We start from the raw sequence: 18249 nt of genomic DNA on the forward strand, positions 1-18249 counted from the left end.
ACAAATCCCAGCCTAAGCAAGCTTGATCCTAAGTGATATCGGTCACTTGACGTATCTTGTCCTCCTGAGGAGGAGTCACCGTCCTTGGCTAAGCTCTCTGAGACGGGACGGGCAAACGCCTGGGGGCTGCTTGAATGAGTCGCAGTCCCTCGCGGCTAACTAGAGCGGCCGCCTCAGCACGGGATGAAACCCGAAGCTTTGCAAGGATGTGTTCGACGTGAGTTGAGACCGTTCGCCGGCTAACTACCAGGTGATCGGCTATCGCAGGGTTGCTGATGCCATCAGCAAGAAGTGTGACGATCTGAAGCTCTCTGGGAGTTAGCCCATAGGGCGGTAACACTTCTCGTTCCGCCACAAGGGCGGCGTTCTGTATACATCGTGTGATGCTGATTCTGTGGTAACTCCCCTGATCTCCAATCCAGATGTAGCTGTTGTCTCCGCGGCGGGCAAGCGGCAGAAGTAGTGGCCACAAGGGTCCGTCCGATCGCAGGGTCATGCCTACTTCACGGCCAGCAATGGCTTGGTCAAGACCTGCAGCCATCACCGCTACGTTTGCGTCGCCATGCAATTCTTCGGCCAAGACCCGGCGCGGTTGCGATGGGTCACAGGCGGAGGCAAGCACCGGAAGGAACTGTTCGACGATTCTCTTGGTTTCTTCTGTAGCAGACCGCGCCGTCCCCCAGTTCATATGGATGGCTCCCACGTGGTGCCCTCCGGGCAACCAAAGGCTCGCAGATATGCCTTCGTTAAAGCCTGCCGGTCGAAGATATTCTTCGGCCAGGGATGTGAATGCAAAGTGGACGTCCCAGTCACGATCGAGGTCTGCCCAACGGAGAGCATGACGGACTCGGTTTCGCACGACTCCGAATCCTGGATTCTTGGTTTCCGGGATGAAGTTCTCAAGCAGTTGTGACACCGCGTCCTCCGAATAGCCGTCTGAGGCCAGCTGCTGGTGCTGGGGTCGTTCTCCGGAAGGACTCGACGCCGACAGCAAGACAGCATCGCACCTTACCAAGTCGCGAAGGAGCCTGGTAACTTGCTCTGCGCGCTCAAGGATGACCGGCGTTGCTGCCATAGGAGCTTCTAATGTGGGATAGGCGCGCATTTAACTATTCCTGACTAGAGGAAGTGTTGATTCCCGGATGACCAACTCCGGAGCTAAGCGCTCAGAAGACGGATTCTGTCCACGAAGAACTGACACGAGCAACTCCAGCGCCCGGGTCCCCATGGTGTGCAGTGGTGAGCGCACGCTGGTCAAGGGCAACGGCAACTCGGCTGCGAGCTGAGTGTCGTTGTAGCCCGCCACGGCGACGTCCCTGCCGGGACGCAGTCCAGCGTCGCGCACTGCGCCCAGAACACCGATAGCAGCGAAGTCATTGACAGCAAAAATGGCTGTCAAATTAGGGGCTTGTTTGATGAGGTATTCCGCTGCCTCATGGCCGCCTCTCGCATCGAAGGCGGAATTCACTGTTAACACTTCAATACCCGCTTTCCGGTACGTATCGACAAAGCCACTGCTCCGGTCCACGCCTGTACTGGCGAAAGGCTCGCCGGCGACTACGCCGACCTTCACGTGCCCAAGGTCCAGAAAGTGCTCGGCAACAAGGCGGCCTCCCAGATAGTCATCACATGTCACGGATGGATACTTGGACGCGTACCGGCTCACGAGAACGAAAGGCACCCCGCGGGCCGCCACTTCATCCAGCACCACTGCGTCCCGGTGCGCGTCGCCGAGTATGAGGCCATCGACGTGACGGGACAAAGCCAAATCAATCCTGGCGCGCTGTTCGGCGGGGCGGTCATAAGTGTTCATTACAAACGTGGCCAGTCCATTGCGGGCACCCGCGTCCTCCACTCCCTCGTAGATAGTGGCGAGCACCATGTCAGACAAGCGGGGAACCAGCACTCCGATCAGATTGCTTCGCGCCGTTCGCAGGCTCTTTGCGTGTGGGTTGGGTTGATAACCGAGCCGTTGAGCCCAATCACGCACTGCTGCTGCCGTAGCCGGTGATGCCGCACGCGAAACCTCATCAGGAGATCCGCTGAGAACCCTCGACACTGTCGAGACGTCGAGCCCCGCCGCCTGCGCAATCGTTTTCAGCGTGACCGAGCTGCTTTTATATCTACCTGGCATCGTTGAAAACTCCCTCTGAGGTTTGAGTACAAATCTTACCAAACGATTGTCCCAAACGTTTGGGTATGGTTACATGCAGTTCACCACCACAATCAACTGCGAAGAGGGATGTATGCGATCGCCCGAAGCACAACTGAAGAAACCCTCTGGAGCGGGGTTTTTCGCCAACGTTGGTGTTTCCGAGCTCGCCGCCATGATGCGGAGTGGGCTTATCGCGCCAGCGGACCTTGTAAGCATTGCATTGCAGGAGGCCTACCGGTGGCAGCCTTCGATCAACGCGTTCGTCTCGTTCGATGAAAACGGCGCCTACGCGGCGGCGGCGAAGGCTCGCACTGAACTGGCCTCGGGCATTGATCGGGGGCCGCTGCACGGCATTCCTGTTGCCGTTAAGGACGTCATCGATGTGCGAGGAATGCCAACAACTGCAGGTTCGCGTCACCGAAAAAACCACCTCGCCCGTGAAAACGCCGAATGCGTTGAACGGCTCGTCCAGGCAGGGGCGATCATTATTGGGAAGACCACGACCCACGAATTTGCGAACGGACCTACCGGAGATCGCTCGGCCACCGGCCCTACGCGCAACCCACACGATACGGACCACATGGCTGGTGGTTCGAGCAGCGGGTCTGCTGCCGCGGTTGCCGCTGGCATCATCCCGTTGGCGCTCGGTACCGACACCGGCGGCTCCGCTCGTATTCCGGCTGCTTGCTGCGGGGTTGTAGGGCTCAAACCAACCCACGGAGCTTTGCCCACCCGCGGGATGGTGCCATTGTCACCATCTCTGGACACCATAGGCTTGCTGGCCCGCACCGCGGCCGACTGTCTCCTGCTGTGGACCGCATTGAGGGGCACCAATACTGTAGCTCTCCCCCCTGGTATCGGATGGATCAAGCCGGATTCGATATATCCGACGCAGCCTTCAATCACTAGTGCGGCCCGAAGCAGGGTCGATCAACTTCTCACCGGGGACGCCGACGTCCCGGAAGCCAGTGACCTCAGAGAGGCATACGGGATCATCCAAGGCAGTGAGGCATACGCCCAACATTCTGAGTTGATATACAACTCGCCCGAACTTTACGACCCCGAAGTACTCGCTCGGTTGCTTGCCGGCGGCGAGATTCTCAGTTGGGAGTACGTCAAGGCGATGGAGCTTAGGCACAGTGCCCGCCAAAGAATCCAACCTTTGCTAAATCGGTACGGGGTTCTGGCACTTCCGACGATCCCCCTGGCCCCTCCCCGGCTGAACAGCCGTATGGAGCTCATCGACGGGAGCAGCCTAGAGACCCGGAAGGCTCTTCTCTCCCTTACAAGCCCATGGAGCGTTTTAGGACTCCCGGCCATCTCCATTCCAGCGGGCACGACCGAGGGGCTGCCGACTGGACTACAGCTGGTAGGTCCCCCCGGAGCCGAATCCCAACTTTTGAGGGTGGCTGCGCAAATTGAAGAGACCCAGCACCCGATGAAAGGAAACTGATGCGAACACTTACCTTCAACCGCGAGGGAACAATTTTGACTGCCGAGCTACGAGAAGGCAGCGGACCGCCCGTCGTGATAGTTCCAGGCGTTATGTCCGATGCGTATACCTGGCGCCCAGTCGCCGATGCATTGAATTTGAATAACCCGATAATGGTCATTAACCGCCGCGGGCGGCTCCCTAGCGGCCCGACAGGTCGTGGCTACTCGGTCCGGACTGAAATTGACGATTTGCACCACATCCTCGACACCCTCGAGGAGGACATCCACCTGTTCGGCTGGAGCTATGGCGGACTGATTGCTTTGGAAACGGCGACAGAGCGACGCAACCTGCGCTCTGTCATCGCGTATGAGCCCGTCTCAAGCCCGTTCGGATCGAACGCCCTTGAACCCCTACGTCTTGCTCTCGGGAGGGGCGACCTGGACAGCGCTGTCGAGGTGGTCAAGCGGGTCATGGCGGGTTACTCCGCCGAATACATGGCAGCGCTGCGCGCGGACCCTATTTGGCCTGTCCTCCGTCTTCTTGTTCACCCCTTGGCTGATGAGCTGACTGCTATAAATGACCATGTTGCAGCGCTTTCCCGATACAGCGAAATCACGGCTCCAGTCACCCTGATGCTTGGCGAACGCAACGAGGAGAAGCCGCCATACGGTGTCGCTTTCACCGCCTTCTCTCAAGTCCTCCCCCAAGCCGAGGTCGTTCGGCTGGCAAATCAGGGTCACCTGGCCCACAGCGAAGCACCCGGCCTTCTGGCTGAGCACCTTACGCAAGCAGTCTCGAAGCACAACGAGTACCAACATTCCAATTAGTGTGCCGATTTCAGAAGGACCAGAAGGCTCGTTCTCAAGCTCCCCGGGGTGTTCGGGTGAACTTCCTTTCCGCTTCGTCTGCGTGCCGGCCAGATGAATGCGGAGGAAAAGGTGAGGCCCTCACGTTCGGCATGGAACGTGAGGGCCTCACTGTCTGTCAGATTCAATAGGTACCGTTGAGCCCTGCAGCGACCGGTATGGCCGCTGCTATCAGCGCGGGATAAGGGTGTATTTGGTTGAGAGGAACTCGCTGATGCCCTCAAAACCGCCTTCCCGGCCGATACCGGACTGCTTAATACCGCCAAAGGGTGCTGCGGCGTTGGAGATGAGACCGGTGTTTAAGCCCATCATTCCCGTCTGCAGCTTTTCAATCATGCGCTGGCCGCAGTGAACGTTCTCCGTGAACACATAGCTGACCAGCCCATAGTCTGTGTCATTGGCGATTTTGACTGCTTCCTCCTCATTGGTGAATCGGATGATGCCAAGGACCGGTCCAAAGATCTCTTCGGACATCAGAGCCGAGTTGGAACTGAGCCGATCCAGAACTGTTGGCTCGAAGTAGCTGCCAGGACCTTCAATGGACTTACCTCCAGTGAGAACCGTTGCGCCGGTCGCTACGGCGTCAGCAACCAGACGCTCAGCCTTTGCGACCGCACGGCCGTCGACCAAAGCGCCGATGTCAGTACTTTCCTCAGCTCCCCTGCCGATCTTCATTTGGGCCACCCGGTCGCTCACGCGTTGAGCAAAAGTATCTGCGATTGATTCATGGACGATGATGCGGTTCGCCGCAGTGCATGCCTGGCCGATATTACGGAACTTCGCCAGCAGGACACCCTCCACGGCTCGATCCAAATCTGCATCCTCGAAGACGATAAACGGGGCGTTACCCCCCCAACTCCATAGAAGTTCGCAGGACATTCTGGGCTGCGGCTTCAAGGAGCTTTACACCGACAGGGGTCGAACCGGTGAAGCTGAGCTTTTTGAGGCGGGCGTCCTTTAACAGCACGCTGGACTGGTCGGCCGGCGAGGTGGTAGGAACCACATTTACAACTCCTGCCGGTAGGCCCGCTTCTTCGAGCAGTTGTACCAAGAAGATGGTCGTCAGCGGAGTCAGTTCGGCGGGCTTGATGACCACCGTGCAGCCGGCCGCCAAGGCTGGTGCTATCTTGCGGGTTGCCATAGCCAAGGGGAAATTCCACGGCGTGATGAAATAGGTGGGCCCGACCGGAAGGTGGGATACGACGATGTTGCCAGCACCCTCAGGAGTAGGACGATAGTCGCCGCGGACGCGTACAGCCTCCTCAGAGAACCAGCGCAGGAACTCGCCTCCATAGGTCACTTCGGCGCGGGCCTCGGAGATCGGCTTGCCCATTTCGATGCTAATGAGCAGTGCAAAGTCCTCGTGGCGATCCATTAGAAGGTCGAACGCTCGGCGCAGGATGTTTGAGCGTCCGCGTGTAGAGGTGTCAGCCCACGCCTCCTGCGCCGTTACGGCAGCTTCGAGCGCCCTAAGGGCATCGTCGACGGTCGCATCGGCGATCGTTTTGATGACTTCCCCGGTTGCCGGGTCTTGCACGTCGAATGTCGCACCGGCCGAAGAGGGCTGCCACGTCCCTCCGATGCCGAGACCGGTTTGCACCTGGTTGATCAGTTCTTGCTCGTGGGGTTTTAAAGTCATCGCTGTCCTTCTAAGTATGTGTAGTTGTTTTGCTGTGGTTCAGGCAGTTGCTTTGAAAGCTTCCGCCACGACCTGAAGGCCCTCGCGCAACAAGTCATCTGATATGGACAACGGCGGCAGGAACCGGAGCACGTTGCCGTATGTGCCGCATGTGAGTACCAGCACGCCGTTCTGGCCTGACTTCTTCGCGATGGCAGAAGTCAACGCAGCGGCTGGTCTCCGGCTGCCCGTTTCGACGAACTCGATGCCGATCATGGCACCGCGGCCGCGGATGTCGCCGACGCGGTCATCCTCTGCCGCTAGACCGGCGAAGAAATCGGTGATGATGGCACCGATTGCCCGTGCACGTTCCGTCAGGTTTTCCTTTTCATAGGTTTCGATCGTTGCCAGAGCGGCAGCACAGGCGATGGGGTTGCCTGCATAGGTACCCCCGAGTCCTCCGTCCACGGCGGAGTTCATGATGTCTTTACGGCCAGTTACTGCCGAAAGAGGAAGCCCACCGGCCAGTCCCTTGCCGAATGTCATCAGGTCCGGAACTATGCCCTCATGGTTGGCAGCGAACATGTCACCGGTACGGGCAAAGCCGGTCTGCACCTCGTCCAGGATGAGAATGACCCCGTTCTGGGATGTCCATTCCTGCAGGGCGGGTAGGAAACCGTTGGCAGGGGCGATGAAGCCGCCTTCACCCTGAATGGGTTCGATGATGACGGCAGCGACATTTTCGGCACCGATCTGCTTCTCCATTTGAAGTATCGATGGTGCAGCTGCCTCAGGGCCTGTGAGTCCGTCTCGGTAGCTATAGGAGGCAGGGACCCGGTAGATCTCGGGGGCGAAGGGTCCAAACCCGTTCTTATAGGGCATGTTCTTTGCGGTCATTCCCATCGTGAGGTTGGTTCGCCCATGGAACGCGTGGTCGAAGACAACCACGGCCTGCTTGCCGGTGTAGTGGCGAGCGATCTTGACCGCGTTCTCCAGGGCTTCAGCACCGGTGCTGAAGAGGGCCGAGCGTTTTTCGTGGTCCCCTGGAGTGATGGCGTTGAGCTTCTCGGCGACTTTGACGTAGCCCTCATAGGGGGCGATGGTGAAACAGCTGTGTGTGAACTGCTCGACCTGCTGCCGCACAGCCTGCACCACAGCGGGGGCTGAATTACCGACTCCGGTGACGGCGATGCCGGAACCGAGGTCAATAAGGGAGTTGCCATCGGCGTCGATCAGCACCCCGCCTCCGGCGGCTACTACTGAAATTGGGAGCACTCCGCCGGTGCCTGTGGCAACGGCTGCGTCCTTGCGGGCCAGCAGTTCCTGTGATTTCGGGCCAGGGATTGTGCTCACGAGCTTCCGCACCTGCGGGAGAGTGGGGCCGCCTGTTATTGGTGGAGCCGACATGGTGACCTCTTCTTTCAAGAGTTGTTGAGGAGATTTTTTGGTGATTAGTGCGTGGGGCATCTGCGGAATTTCCGGGAGGACGAGGCAGACCCGAATACCTGCACGTGTGGTCTTCCTGGGCAGAGGCGCCTTGGTTGGGCTTCTTCGGCAGTGCCAATTAGATCCAGCGGTGCGCCGTCGGCGCGGGGCCGATCTCACGTCCATCCGCGTTGATCACCACGACGCCATCGTGACCACGTCCGGTGGCCCAAGCCAGGAGGTTTGTAAGTGTGCCGGAGATTGACAGAATGTCGCCGGCTGCAGGTCCGGGTTCGCCTTCAGTGCCAGGCTGAAAGTCTGTGTGGGCGTCTGTTGGGACAGCGCGCACGTGATGGCCGTCCCGGCTCTCCCAAGTAGTTAACACGTCCTGCAGGATGCGGGCTGCGGCTGGCAGGGGTATGTCCTGGATGGTTGCTCCGGTGTTGAGGTCGATGGCATGCAGCCATAGTTCGCGGGCCCGCATCCAAATAGTCTCGGAAACGAGAATCATGCGTCCTTGCGCGTTCTTTACCTTGTAGGTCCAGCGATCGTCGGGAAGTTTTGTCCAAGCTTCGTCGAGCTGTGCGGCCTCCTGCGAGGAAAGCCGGGTCAGACTCGTGTGGGAGAGTGTCGACCCGAGGTCGATCTCATCCGCCCGTGACACAGGCGATTCGTACATCGGATTCTCAATCCCTGTCTGCGCCCACTGGACCAACCGGGCAAGTGCTCGAGCGTTGTAGCCGATGTGCGCGATGACGTGTGCCCGGGTCCATCCGGGTAGGAGCGATTCGCTCTGGAGGTCCTCGGGGTCCAGCTCGCGGATCAGCCGGTCAAAGCTTGCCTGTCCGTCGCGCGCGAGGGCGAGATCCAATGCGATCATTGTTGCCGGTTCGTCGGCTGGGTCTGCATCCGATAGCGAGCGTGTTGAACTTTTTACTTCGTGCACCGTTAGATCCTCTTTGTTGTGTGCGTTTGGGTTGGGATATTCGGTCGTCAGTTGGTGACCGACTGTAGCTGCAATTGAGGTGTCGGACTCTTAAGTGCTTTCCGGGCGTCATAGCTCAGCCGGCCGCCAAGAATCGTGGCCACGACGTCGATCTCGGCGATGTTGCGGGCCGTCAGTGGCGATTCAGAGAACACCGTGAAGTCGGCGAGTTTGCCGCGTTCCAGCGTGCCCTTGTCCCGGAATTGACCGGTGGCGCGAGCAGCCCACTCTGTGTGCGTTCTAAGTGCTTCCTCAGGTGTGATGGCCTCCCCTGTGGCGAAAGGCAGGCCTGTGTTCGTTCGCCGGTCAACGGCTGATTGCATGCCCCTGCGCAGGTTGTTATCTGCTACCGGCAGGTCGGAAGATCCTGCGAGAAGGGCTCCCGCGTCGATAACGGACCGGCCCCTGTATAGCCAGGATTCCCGGTCGGGCCCAACCAGAGTCACAATCTGATCGCCTAAGGGGCCAATGAATCCTGCCTGAGGGGCCACTGCGATGCCGAGGACACCGGCGCGAACGACTTGGTCCGGGCGGGCCATGCCGAAATGCTCGATTCGGCAAGGTGCTTCGCCGCGGCCGTATCTGTCCTGCGCCTCCTCGATGAGGTCCATCGCCAGGTCGATGGCTACATCGCCAATGGCGTGCAGCGCCAGAGGCCACCCAGCACGGTAGGCACTCAAGGCGCGCTCTCGGTAGGTGCCTGGTTCGTCCAAAAGGTAGCCGGTGTTGTGATCGTGTCCGCAGAAGGATTCGGTTACTGCAGCGGTTGCGCCCAGGAGGGAGCCGTCAAGGAAGACTTTGACGTGTCCGAACCGGACGTAATCGTCTCCGAAGCCGTAACGAAGTCCCAAGCCCAGTCCAAGACCTCCTCCTTGATGGTAGAAATCGGCAGGATGCCCCTTTATGGGTTGCAGCGCGTCCATGGAGGGCATCAGCTGGGCGCGTGCATGAAGATGACCGGTTTCGGTGGCGGTCTGGTACGCAGCCACCTCGACAGGGCTGTGGCCGATCCAGCCGCCGCCAATGCCGGCTTCGGTGAAGCTGGTTATCCCTTGTGCCGCGTATCGTTCGGTCGCAGCGTCCAATGCCCGGACGATTCTCTCGGTTGAGTAAGGCAGTAGGAGTGCCTGCACCAATCCCTGTGCGGCTTCTTCCAAGACGCCGGTAGGTCTTCCTTCGGCGTCCCGCATTACAATTCCTCCTGCCGGGTCCTGGAAATCGGGATGTGAAGCCCCGATCAGGTCCAGCGTGGCGCTGTTAGTGATTGATGAATGTCCGGAAGCGTGCCGAAGGTACAGCGGGCGATTACCAGTTATGTCATCAATACGCCCTATGTCAGGGAAAAGTCCCCCATGGTGGGCTTGGTTGAAACCTGTACCGTGAACCCAAACCTCGGCATCACCGGACAGACGTTCCACTTCAGCCTCGATCTTGGAGTAAACGTCCTCGAGCCCCCTGCACCCGCTCAGATCCACCGCATCCAGGCCCAAACCCCACCATGTTGTGTGGCAGTGGGCATCGATAAGGCCCGGGGTAATGCACGCATCACCGAAGTCAAGGCTGCACTCCGCCTCCATGCTTGCGATTTCGTCATCAAAACCGACGATACGTTCGCCGATGACTCCGACAGCCGTCGCAATGGGCCGGTCGGGGTCCATGGTGAGAATCTCGTTCGCCCGGACAAGAAGGTCGAGCTTCATGGTGAAGTTCCTTTCTGGGGACCACTCTCATCTTTACTGCGATGAGAGTGGTCCGTTCTTTAGACGCGTGCCGGCTCGGACTTGCCAGCACTTGGCGGCCCTATCGGCAGCTAGCCAAGTGGGTTCCTGCGCGACGACCGGGCCCGGTCTGAGGTGGCAATCGAGGCGACTGCCCAGGCCGCTTTTGTTAGTGCTTGAAGCCGGGAAGATTCACGCTGAAACGGGGTGCAATTGCACCAGCCGAAGCGGTAATGATCGAGATGAGTACAAGCATCGCGGCGGCGGGCCACCAGTGATTCCCGGCGGCTGCAACTACACCCGTGACAATCAAGGGGACGAAGCCCGCCACCATGGCTGAGGTGTTGTTTGCAACAGCCACACCCGTAAAGCGGGTCTTGGCTTCAAACAGGCCCGTCAGAACCGCGCCGGTGCCGGCGTAGGGGAAGGAGAGAGTCGAGACTGCAAGGACCATGGCGATGACGACAAAAACAGGATTACCTGAGGTGAGCAGCAGGAACGCAGGAACGGCTACCACTGCGGAGGCAATACCGCCCCACAGTATGACCCGGCTTGATCCATATTTAGCGCCGAGGCGTCCGCTCCAGACAATGACAAAGATCTCTACTACAGCGGCAGCGATAGTGCCAAGCAACATCAGGGTTGACGGGTACTTGAGGACGTTGACTCCGTACCAGACGCAGAACGTGGTGACCAGATAGAAGCCGCCCATGCCGAGGAGGCAGGAAGCCATACCGATCAAGAGCTGACGCCAAGAATGCCTAAAGGTGGAGCGGACAGGGGTCTGCTCAATTTCGCCGGCTTCTTCGATTTGGCGGAACACTGGCGACTCTTCGAGCTTGCTGCGGATGTAAATGGCAATGAGCAGCAGGGGCAGGGAAATGAGGAACGGGATACGCCAGCCCCACGCGTCAAAGTTTTCTTTGGTGAAGAGGATCGTGACTAGGAAGAAGCCTCCGGAAGAGAGTATCGTCCCGATGGGGGAACCAATCAGTGGAATCACGGCGTACCGGGCGCGAAGGTGCAACGGGGAGTTTTCCACCACCAAGGTCAGGGCCCCTGACCATTCTCCACCGACGAAGAGGCCCTGTACTACCCGCAACAACACGAGCAGAATTGGGGCGGCAATACCGATTGCGGCATAAGTCGGCAGCACCCCGATAAGACCAGTAATCATGCCAATGCCAATGATCGTGATCATCAGGGTCTTCCGGCGCCCGATCCGGTCGCCCATGCTACCGAAGATGATTCCGCCCAGGGGTCTGGCAGCGACGCCAACCCCAAAAGTGGCGAACGAGGCCAAAGCCGCCGCAGTCGGGTTGCCGCTTGTGAAGTACTGAACGTTGAACACCAGTGCCGCTGCGGCACTGAAAAGGAAAAAGTCGTAGTACTCAAGTGCGGAACCGATCAATGCGCCCAACGCGACCTTGTTCGCGTCTTTCCTACTCAGCTCTTTGACGGCATGTTGCTCAAAATTCGCCGCCTGTAGTGTCTCACTCATTGTCATCTCCGTTGATGCGTGATCCGGTTTACGTTTACGTGAATCTTCCGCAAACATCTTGTTCAACGAGGTTCTCAGGAGTTACAGCCATTTTCGCACAGCATTTGCTTCGATCTTCTTGGTAAAAACAGTGCATAAGCACATATTGTGGAAAGCATGGACATGAACCAACCCCGGCTTAGCGGCGGTCCGGAGCCCCACGATTCCATGCGCTGGCAAGAGCTGCTGGACCAGCTCGACGTTGAGGAGCTCACCGAGGCGTTTCTTTCTCGAATTACGGCGATCCCCGGTTACGACCCTGCCCCGATCCCCCTTTCCGAGATACGGCGGACGGGGCGCCTAGCCTTCGAGGCCATGGTTACCGGCCTACGTGAAGGTGGGCTTCGTGAAGCAGTTGCTGTAGCCGCTGATGTCGGTGTCTCCCGAGCACGAGCGGGAATCCCCATCACCTCATTGATGTCAGCTATACGCCTTGATTACAACATCCTTTGGGAGGCCCTTACCAGGGTGGCAACACCGGACGATGCAACGCTGGTGGTTCGCCACACCTGGATTGTGCTCGACACCGTCGACGAATACGCGGGACAGACTCAGCGAGCATTCATCGCAGAACGTGAGCGTATGCAGGACGAAGCATTTTCCGTACGGCAGGGACTGTTGGCGGAACTCTTCCAGACACCCGAACTGACGGACGAACAGTTGCGCACCATTGCCGGTGAACTTGAAATTTCCCCCGCCAGCCCCCTGATAGTGGTAGGCGCCGAGCCCGATGAAATGCCAGCCCTGAGGGTCTTCATCGCCGAAGCCGAACGCGCAGGCAGAAACGTGTTCTCCCATCACCGTGGTGACGCACTCATTGCGTTCACCACGCAACTCGAAGGGACAGATCCCAAGCGCGATGCGTTCCGACGCAATTTGCTTACCATCAGAGTCGGACTTACCGATGCTGATGCGGGCCTCCGGGGTCTTCGTCAAGCAGCAACTATCGCCCGCGATCTCGCTCGGGTGTTCAGAAGCGGTGAACATGGTGCAATGACTTGGAAGCGAGGCTGGGCCAGACTTGCCAACCGGAGCCTAATTCTGGCAGGGCACCCCCTACTGACAGACGTTACAGCAGCTCTTTCAGGCTGCACTAGAACGGAACGTAGCCGGTTGGAAGAATCAGTCCGCAGCTACCTCCGTACAGGCAGCGCGGGAGACTCGGCAGTGGAGCTTTTCTGTCATCGGAATACGCTGACAAACCGTCTCCGTCGTTTCGCTGAGCTCACAGGGATTGACCCTACCGTCCCCCAAGACGCGGCGCGCCTCGTCGTTGGATGGGCATAAGGACCTTCTACCTGCTGCCGCTTGTCGTTGCGTCTACCGTCAGGTCGGCAATCCTAGTTCTCGCGCTCTGATCCGACGCACCTAAGGAATTCGCGAGGTACTCCCTCATTTAGTCGTAGTTACGCGTCGACGACACTGAAGAGACCCCCCCCAAAGCACCCGGTCGCCCGTGGCGGCTGCACTCTCACGTCGCTGCGGCCCTGCAGAAGGTGCGCTTGCGAACGGGCGTCACGTCGCTCGGGCCCTCACACGCGATGAGTAGATGTAGGCCGAACAAGAGGGAGGAAATGGCTATGATCAGGCTCAATAAAGAAGATTTAAGTGTGGACAATGTCCACACCCCCTTTGGGCTGACAAAGCTCTCCTCAGTCAAGCCTCTTGACTCCATCAACGAGCCAAAACCAAGAATCTTGCCGCAGGATCTCGAAGTCATGTTGCGCTCAGTCCCTTTACGCATGAAGAGGTGTAGGTCAACCACGACCTACCGGACGCAACAAGAGAGGAAGGCATGGCCCCAGTTCAGAGCAAGCGTAGGGCCGACCAGCCGCGACCCTGAACCCGCTCCCCACAACTTCACAGGCGACCCGCGGCGCCAGGCAAGCCCCGCGGCCAGTGTCAGAGGGACCTGACCAACCAGAATGTACACACGTTAAAGCAAAAACCCCCTCTGACGAGGGGGTATGCCGTGCCCGAGGTGGGACTCGAAGGGGATTCCAAGCCCTGGAAACACTGCAAAGTAGCGGGAACATGCGGAAATCCGGGCCAGTCCGATGATTGTACGGGCCATTTCGAGGCGGAAAGTGTGGACAATGTCCACACTCTATTCTTTGCCCAAAACTGACGCCTTCCGACCCGTGATTGTCCTGCCTCAAAGCCACATGTTCGCTAGCCTGTCACTGAGTGACTTGGCCACGACGCCTTCATCGTGTTCCCTCCCTTCAGGTGTCCGTGGTGAGCAAGCAGGAGCTACATGACAATGGACCAAGACCTTTTTGCACGGCCACAAGAAGCCTGTCAGAGCACGCGCCGGCAGATGCTGCTTGGAGCATCCACCGACCGCCTGTGTCGCCCGAAGAGACGTATCGCGGGACCCAATCGTTAAGACTCGGAAACAATAACTGCAGTCTCGCGGCAAGCACTCCTCCCTGGCTTGTCAACGTGGTGTTGCCGTGCTGTTCCCTTGGAAGGCCGGTAAATGCCGCACGCGGGCGGCTGCTCATGTCTACATACCGACAGGTCCGCGTCGAGACATCCCGTGACGTTACTAGCTCACGATGCAGTTAGCGATGCGACCAGAAATCAGGCAGGGTCTTAAACACCGAGAGGCCCGTGGCCGATGGCCGGAGCTGGGCGGCGATGATCAAGGCTGTCGGCTAGCCCCCAAAGCTTGGTGCAATTGTGAGCTTTGTGAGCGACCCAACGGTTCCTCCTGCTTGTCAGGCATTCGAAATTCGATCAAGGGACACGTTGTACGCTTGCGCTTGCGCTCGGCCCGACGTCAGAGCCAATTCAAGGGGGTCAGAGGGGATGCCGGAAACAAGAACCTCAATCCGTTCATGTACTTCACCAGTGGAGGCGAGACCTGCCTTGTCCATGCCGTTCACCGCCGAAAGTTGCGCCGCCTTCCACTCCGTTAGTGAAAGGTTTTTCTTCCCGCCAGAAAGCTGTTCCGCGAGAGAGTTGTTGGCCGCGGCGAATTCTTTGCACCCCGCGGCCGCCTCGTTCGCACTGAGCGTCAGGTGGACCGCTTCCCCAGGAGGCACGGAGTCATTCCAAGCGATGCTTTGTTTAACTATGGTGATGTCCCAGCCAGGTGGGTAAGCGGCCGTATCGTATGATCTACCGTCCGCTCCCAGGACGACATAGGAAATACCGGCCCTGTCGAGTTCCGCAACACCTGTCTTGTACGACTTGTTCACCAATGCTGGCATTCGCTTCCCTGATGAGGTGCTCGCCACAGACGCTTCGCTGGCGGCTGCCGGCTGTCCCGGCCCATCAGCAGACGTTGTGGGTGCGCAAGCAGAAGCGCTGACTGTCACGACAACAGCGGCAATCAGAGCAAGTGGTTTCCTCAAAGGTTCCCCCGTAGGAAGGCTCGGCCTAGACGACTAGGTAGAAAAACCGTCGAGTGACGGCGTTCTGGGAGAATATCATTTCCAGCAGTTTGAGCTTCAACAGCGATTACTCCCCCGGATCACCAACAGCAGTAATGGTGCCAGCGCGAGCGTACCTCGCTTCTGAACGACGAAAAGAACGGCCCTAAGCCGTTCATCATTCGAACAATTCGAGATCAAGGATCTACTCACTGTTCTCTGTGATCATTTGCTCTGCGTTCGCGCGAACACCTAGTGAACGCGAGCAAGTTCGATGAATGGAGAATAGAAGAATGCAACCGGGATGGTACTGTCACATTCAGAATGCGAACTTAGCTGCTCATTTCAACGGGACATCCTGGAGTCCGACAGTTCACACGTCAGCACTGACTCCTGACAATCAGCGAAACGTCACCCCGCTGCAGCCGGGCCACAAGGGGCCTGCGGCGCCATTCGAGAAAACTCTTGCAAGTGGCGGCCAAGCCCGCAAAGCGGGCACCGCCTGGTGGTGGGGCATCGCCTCAGGCGCTCTCTTGATTCTCTGTGGCTTCATGACGGGATTTGCCGATGCAGGCTCCAACTGTGGGTCGCCGTTCAATAAAAGCAGTGTGGCGGAATACATGGACGCCTTGGCACCGGAGTACGGGTTAGGGCGCACAACCTATGCGGCCGAATGTCGCTCCAACCTGGCAGAGGCAACAGGCTGGGTTTGGACATTCATCTTGCTTGGAGTCATAGTTGCTCTCGCCAGCGCCATCATCATGGCAGTACTTCGAAGTGGGCAAAGTAGCAGAGCGTCAGCTATCACCGCTCCACCGACGGCGGCATCGCAGATCGAGCATCTAGCCAGACTTAGGGACCAAGGCCTTGTCACGCCCGAAGAGTTTGAATGGAAGAAGCAAGACATACTTCGAAGTTCCTAGACAACATCGACTTCCATTGACAGATTTATCCGTGCACGACCGGATCATCGGTGGGATATGAACACCAGGATATGCCGAACTCGAGCTCTCCTTGATCAATCCTTGACGTAATCTTGAGCCTAAAAAGACCAAATATACGGTCCGGTCTTTGAACTTTGTGGTAGGCCCGCAATTTGCGAGCCGAGAGTTAGCGATTGCTTAAATCACTTCTGCTAATGGCATTTGGATTGCCGCGAACCGGTGTAATATTCCATTCACGGGCACGGAAGCCCGCGATGCTTTTGGGGGAAGAAATAACTTATCCCAGCCTGCCAGCCTCCCGGGCAGTGTCTCCAGAATGTGGGACCAGAGCCAGTCCGGGTTCCCTCAACGAGCGTCTCTCATTTGCAAACACCCCACACCCTTCGCATCGCACGTCGGTAAGGTGTCCTCTGAAAGGCCTCTCATGAGCCAAAACCCCAATCTCTCCCCTTATCCACCCGCTCCGATGTACGGTCCGCCGCCGGTAAGCAATAAGTCCTTCCTGACGACGTGGTTGCTATCACTGCTTGTCGGCGTTTTCGGTGTGGACCGGTTCTACCTGGGCAAAGTCGGCACTGGCATTCTTAAACTGGTTACGTTCGGCGGCTTTGGCATCTGGGCACTCGTAGACTTAATCCTGGTCCTCGCCAACAAGACGAGGGACAAGCAGGGCCGACCGCTGGACGGTTACGACAGTTACAAGAAAGTCGCCTTGATCGTCACCGCCGCTGTCATTCTGCTGAGCATCATCCTGAACGCCACCCGGGCGGGCGGTACTCAAACTTCGGTCACCCCGGTTACGTCGACTCAGACTACGGCGCCTGCCCCCTCGCCACAGCCCACCGTCGATCCCGCTGCCGCCGCGAAATCATCCGCAGAAGCCTCGGCGAAATCTTCTGCCGACGCCGCTGCGAAGGCCCAAGCTGAGGCCGACGCAATTAAAGCCAAAGCGGACGCTGACGCAGCTGCCAAAGCGAAGGCCGATGCAGACGCAGCTGCCAAAGCTCAGGCGGAGGCAGCTGCCAAAGCTCAGGCGGAGGCAGCTGCCAAGGCCGCAACCGGCACGATCAGCCAACAAAACGCTCTGAGGAAGGCCGGCAGTTACCTCCAGTACACCGCATTCTCCTACACCGGACTGATCAAGCAGCTCGAGTTCGAGAAGTACTCCGCCGAAGATGCAACCTGGGCAGCCGACCGCGTCAAGGTTGACTGGAACGAACAAGCAGCCAAGAAGGCAAAGAGCTACCTCGAATACACTTCCTTCTCCCGCTCAGGCCTCGTCGACCAACTCCTCTTCGAGGGCTTCACCCCCGAACAGGCCGAATACGGCGCAAGCACTACCGGCCTATAGCCACCCGAACCCACAGAAGGCTTGGCGGCCTACGCCGTACGTGGTGAGAAGTTCCCACGAGCTCCCGTCGCTGTTCATGAAATACAAACCCAGCTGAGGCGAAAGCAGAGTAAATCAATGACTCACGGCATTCCAGTTCCTGACGCGCTGGCCGCCCGCCTCGATAGAGAATCAAAGCAACAACGGACCTTTCCCTGGCGGTCGGAGCCTTGGCTGGAACTCATGCATGATCTCCCACAAGTGACGGAGTTACTCCAGCGGATGCCCGGGCGAGTCGATCGAACATCCACGCGTGAGCTCGTCCTGGCGGAACTGGCGGCAGGGCGAACATTGCCCGCCTTTGTCGGCGCAATGGTCTGGGGATACGGTACAACGGGATACGGACCGGTGAGGACCCGATGGGTCCTCACCGGAACCAAGACAAACCCACGGGCGTCGCCTGTCCTTCCCTCCGTAACTGAGCGGCTCGAAGACGGCGTGATAGCCGTACGTCGACGCGGCCCAGTGGAAGCATTCCGAGGCATGAGCAACGAAGGCAGGATCAAGTATCTAGGCGCCGCGTTCTTCACCAAGTGGCTGTACTTCGCGTCAGCCGTACAAGCATCAGACGATGCCACGGCTGCACCCATCCTGGACAAGCAGCTCGCCGACTGGCTGTTCGCCCATGCTTCAATATCCTTACAGCTCGGCCGGACGAGCTCCTACGACCAATACGTTGGGCTCCTCACCGAGTGGGGAAGCCGGCACAACCGGTCCGCCGTCCAGGTCGAGAAAGCCATCTTCGGGCTCGCTACCGGCCGGGACTAGGACCACGTCCACAAAATCGTTTGCT

Annotated in this window: 13 protein-coding genes and 1 pseudogene; 5 read left to right on the forward strand and 9 right to left on the reverse strand. The window is 58.6% G+C overall.

What is annotated here, in order from left to right:
• Positions 1-88 precede the first annotated feature (88 nt).
• Positions 89-1105, reverse strand: coding sequence for a response regulator transcription factor (locus tag RQH14_RS05110; protein WP_311212263.1), 1017 nt, complete (start codon positions 1103-1105; stop codon positions 89-91).
• Entirely contained in the window at positions 1106-2134 is a 1029-nt protein-coding gene (locus tag RQH14_RS05115; protein WP_311212264.1) for a substrate-binding domain-containing protein, read from the reverse strand.
• A 73-nt stretch (positions 2135-2207) separates the two neighbouring features.
• Here RQH14_RS05115 and RQH14_RS05120 point away from each other — a divergent pair, with 73 nt between their 5' ends.
• Together RQH14_RS05120 and RQH14_RS05125 are read left to right on the forward strand one after the other, a co-directional pair.
• Positions 2208-3608, forward strand: a complete 1401-nt coding sequence (locus RQH14_RS05120) for an amidase (RefSeq protein WP_311212265.1) — start codon at positions 2208-2210, stop codon at positions 3606-3608.
• Positions 3608-4417, forward strand: a complete 810-nt coding sequence (locus tag RQH14_RS05125) for an alpha/beta hydrolase (RefSeq protein ID WP_311212266.1) — start codon at positions 3608-3610, stop codon at positions 4415-4417. The genes RQH14_RS05120 and RQH14_RS05125 overlap by 1 nt, the downstream gene beginning before the upstream one ends.
• 210 nt (positions 4418-4627) lie before the next feature.
• On the opposite strand, the pseudogene RQH14_RS05130 reads toward RQH14_RS05125, so the two are convergent.
• The 6 genes and pseudogenes from RQH14_RS05130 to RQH14_RS05155 all read right to left on the reverse strand — a co-directional run bounded on the left by RQH14_RS05130 (position 4628) and on the right by RQH14_RS05155 (position 12729).
• A pseudogene (locus RQH14_RS05130) lies at positions 4628-6095 on the reverse strand (NAD-dependent succinate-semialdehyde dehydrogenase).
• Between the two features lie 39 nt (positions 6096-6134).
• The gene (gene gabT / locus RQH14_RS05135) at positions 6135-7481 is read right to left on the reverse strand and encodes a 4-aminobutyrate--2-oxoglutarate transaminase (protein WP_311212267.1); all 1347 of its coding nucleotides are present in this window, start codon (positions 7479-7481) and stop codon (positions 6135-6137) included.
• A 157-nt stretch (positions 7482-7638) separates the two neighbouring features.
• Positions 7639-8370 (reverse strand): maleylpyruvate isomerase family mycothiol-dependent enzyme, encoded by a 732-nt coding sequence (locus RQH14_RS05140; RefSeq protein WP_311212268.1) that lies wholly within the window; start codon positions 8368-8370, stop codon positions 7639-7641.
• Between the two features lie 122 nt (positions 8371-8492).
• Positions 8493-10184: an amidohydrolase gene (locus tag RQH14_RS05145; RefSeq protein ID WP_311212269.1), complete on the reverse strand. Its 1692-nt coding sequence runs from the start codon at positions 10182-10184 to the stop codon at positions 8493-8495.
• 187 nt (positions 10185-10371) lie between these two features.
• On the reverse strand, positions 10372-11703 hold the full coding sequence (locus RQH14_RS05150) for an MFS transporter (RefSeq protein WP_311212270.1): 1332 nt from the start codon (positions 11701-11703) through the stop codon (positions 10372-10374).
• Positions 11704-12162: 459 nt separating this feature from the next.
• Positions 12163-12729, reverse strand: coding sequence for a hypothetical protein (locus RQH14_RS05155; protein ID WP_311212362.1), 567 nt, complete (start codon positions 12727-12729; stop codon positions 12163-12165).
• A 6-nt stretch (positions 12730-12735) separates the two neighbouring features.
• Here RQH14_RS05155 and RQH14_RS05160 point away from each other — a divergent pair, with 6 nt between their 5' ends.
• On the forward strand, positions 12736-13029 hold the full coding sequence (locus tag RQH14_RS05160) for a helix-turn-helix domain-containing protein (protein WP_311212359.1): 294 nt from the start codon (positions 12736-12738) through the stop codon (positions 13027-13029).
• 1436 nt (positions 13030-14465) lie between these two features.
• On the opposite strand, the gene RQH14_RS05165 is transcribed toward RQH14_RS05160, so the two are convergent.
• Positions 14466-14960, reverse strand: a complete 495-nt coding sequence (locus RQH14_RS05165) for a PASTA domain-containing protein (protein ID WP_311212271.1) — start codon at positions 14958-14960, stop codon at positions 14466-14468.
• A gap of 1530 nt (positions 14961-16490) precedes the next feature.
• Between RQH14_RS05165 and RQH14_RS05170 the strand changes: the two genes are divergently transcribed.
• Together RQH14_RS05170 and RQH14_RS23135 are read left to right on the forward strand one after the other, a co-directional pair.
• Positions 16491-17417 (forward strand): Ltp family lipoprotein, encoded by a 927-nt coding sequence (locus tag RQH14_RS05170; RefSeq protein ID WP_311212272.1) that lies wholly within the window; start codon positions 16491-16493, stop codon positions 17415-17417.
• A 117-nt stretch (positions 17418-17534) separates the two neighbouring features.
• The gene (locus RQH14_RS23135) at positions 17535-18224 is read left to right on the forward strand and encodes a hypothetical protein (protein ID WP_396136267.1); all 690 of its coding nucleotides are present in this window, start codon (positions 17535-17537) and stop codon (positions 18222-18224) included.
• The last annotated feature ends 25 nt before the right edge of the window (positions 18225-18249 follow it).

Source organism: Arthrobacter sp. WCS2018Hpa-7 (genome assembly GCF_031843805.1).
Taxonomy (GTDB): domain Bacteria; phylum Actinomycetota; class Actinomycetes; order Actinomycetales; family Micrococcaceae; genus Arthrobacter.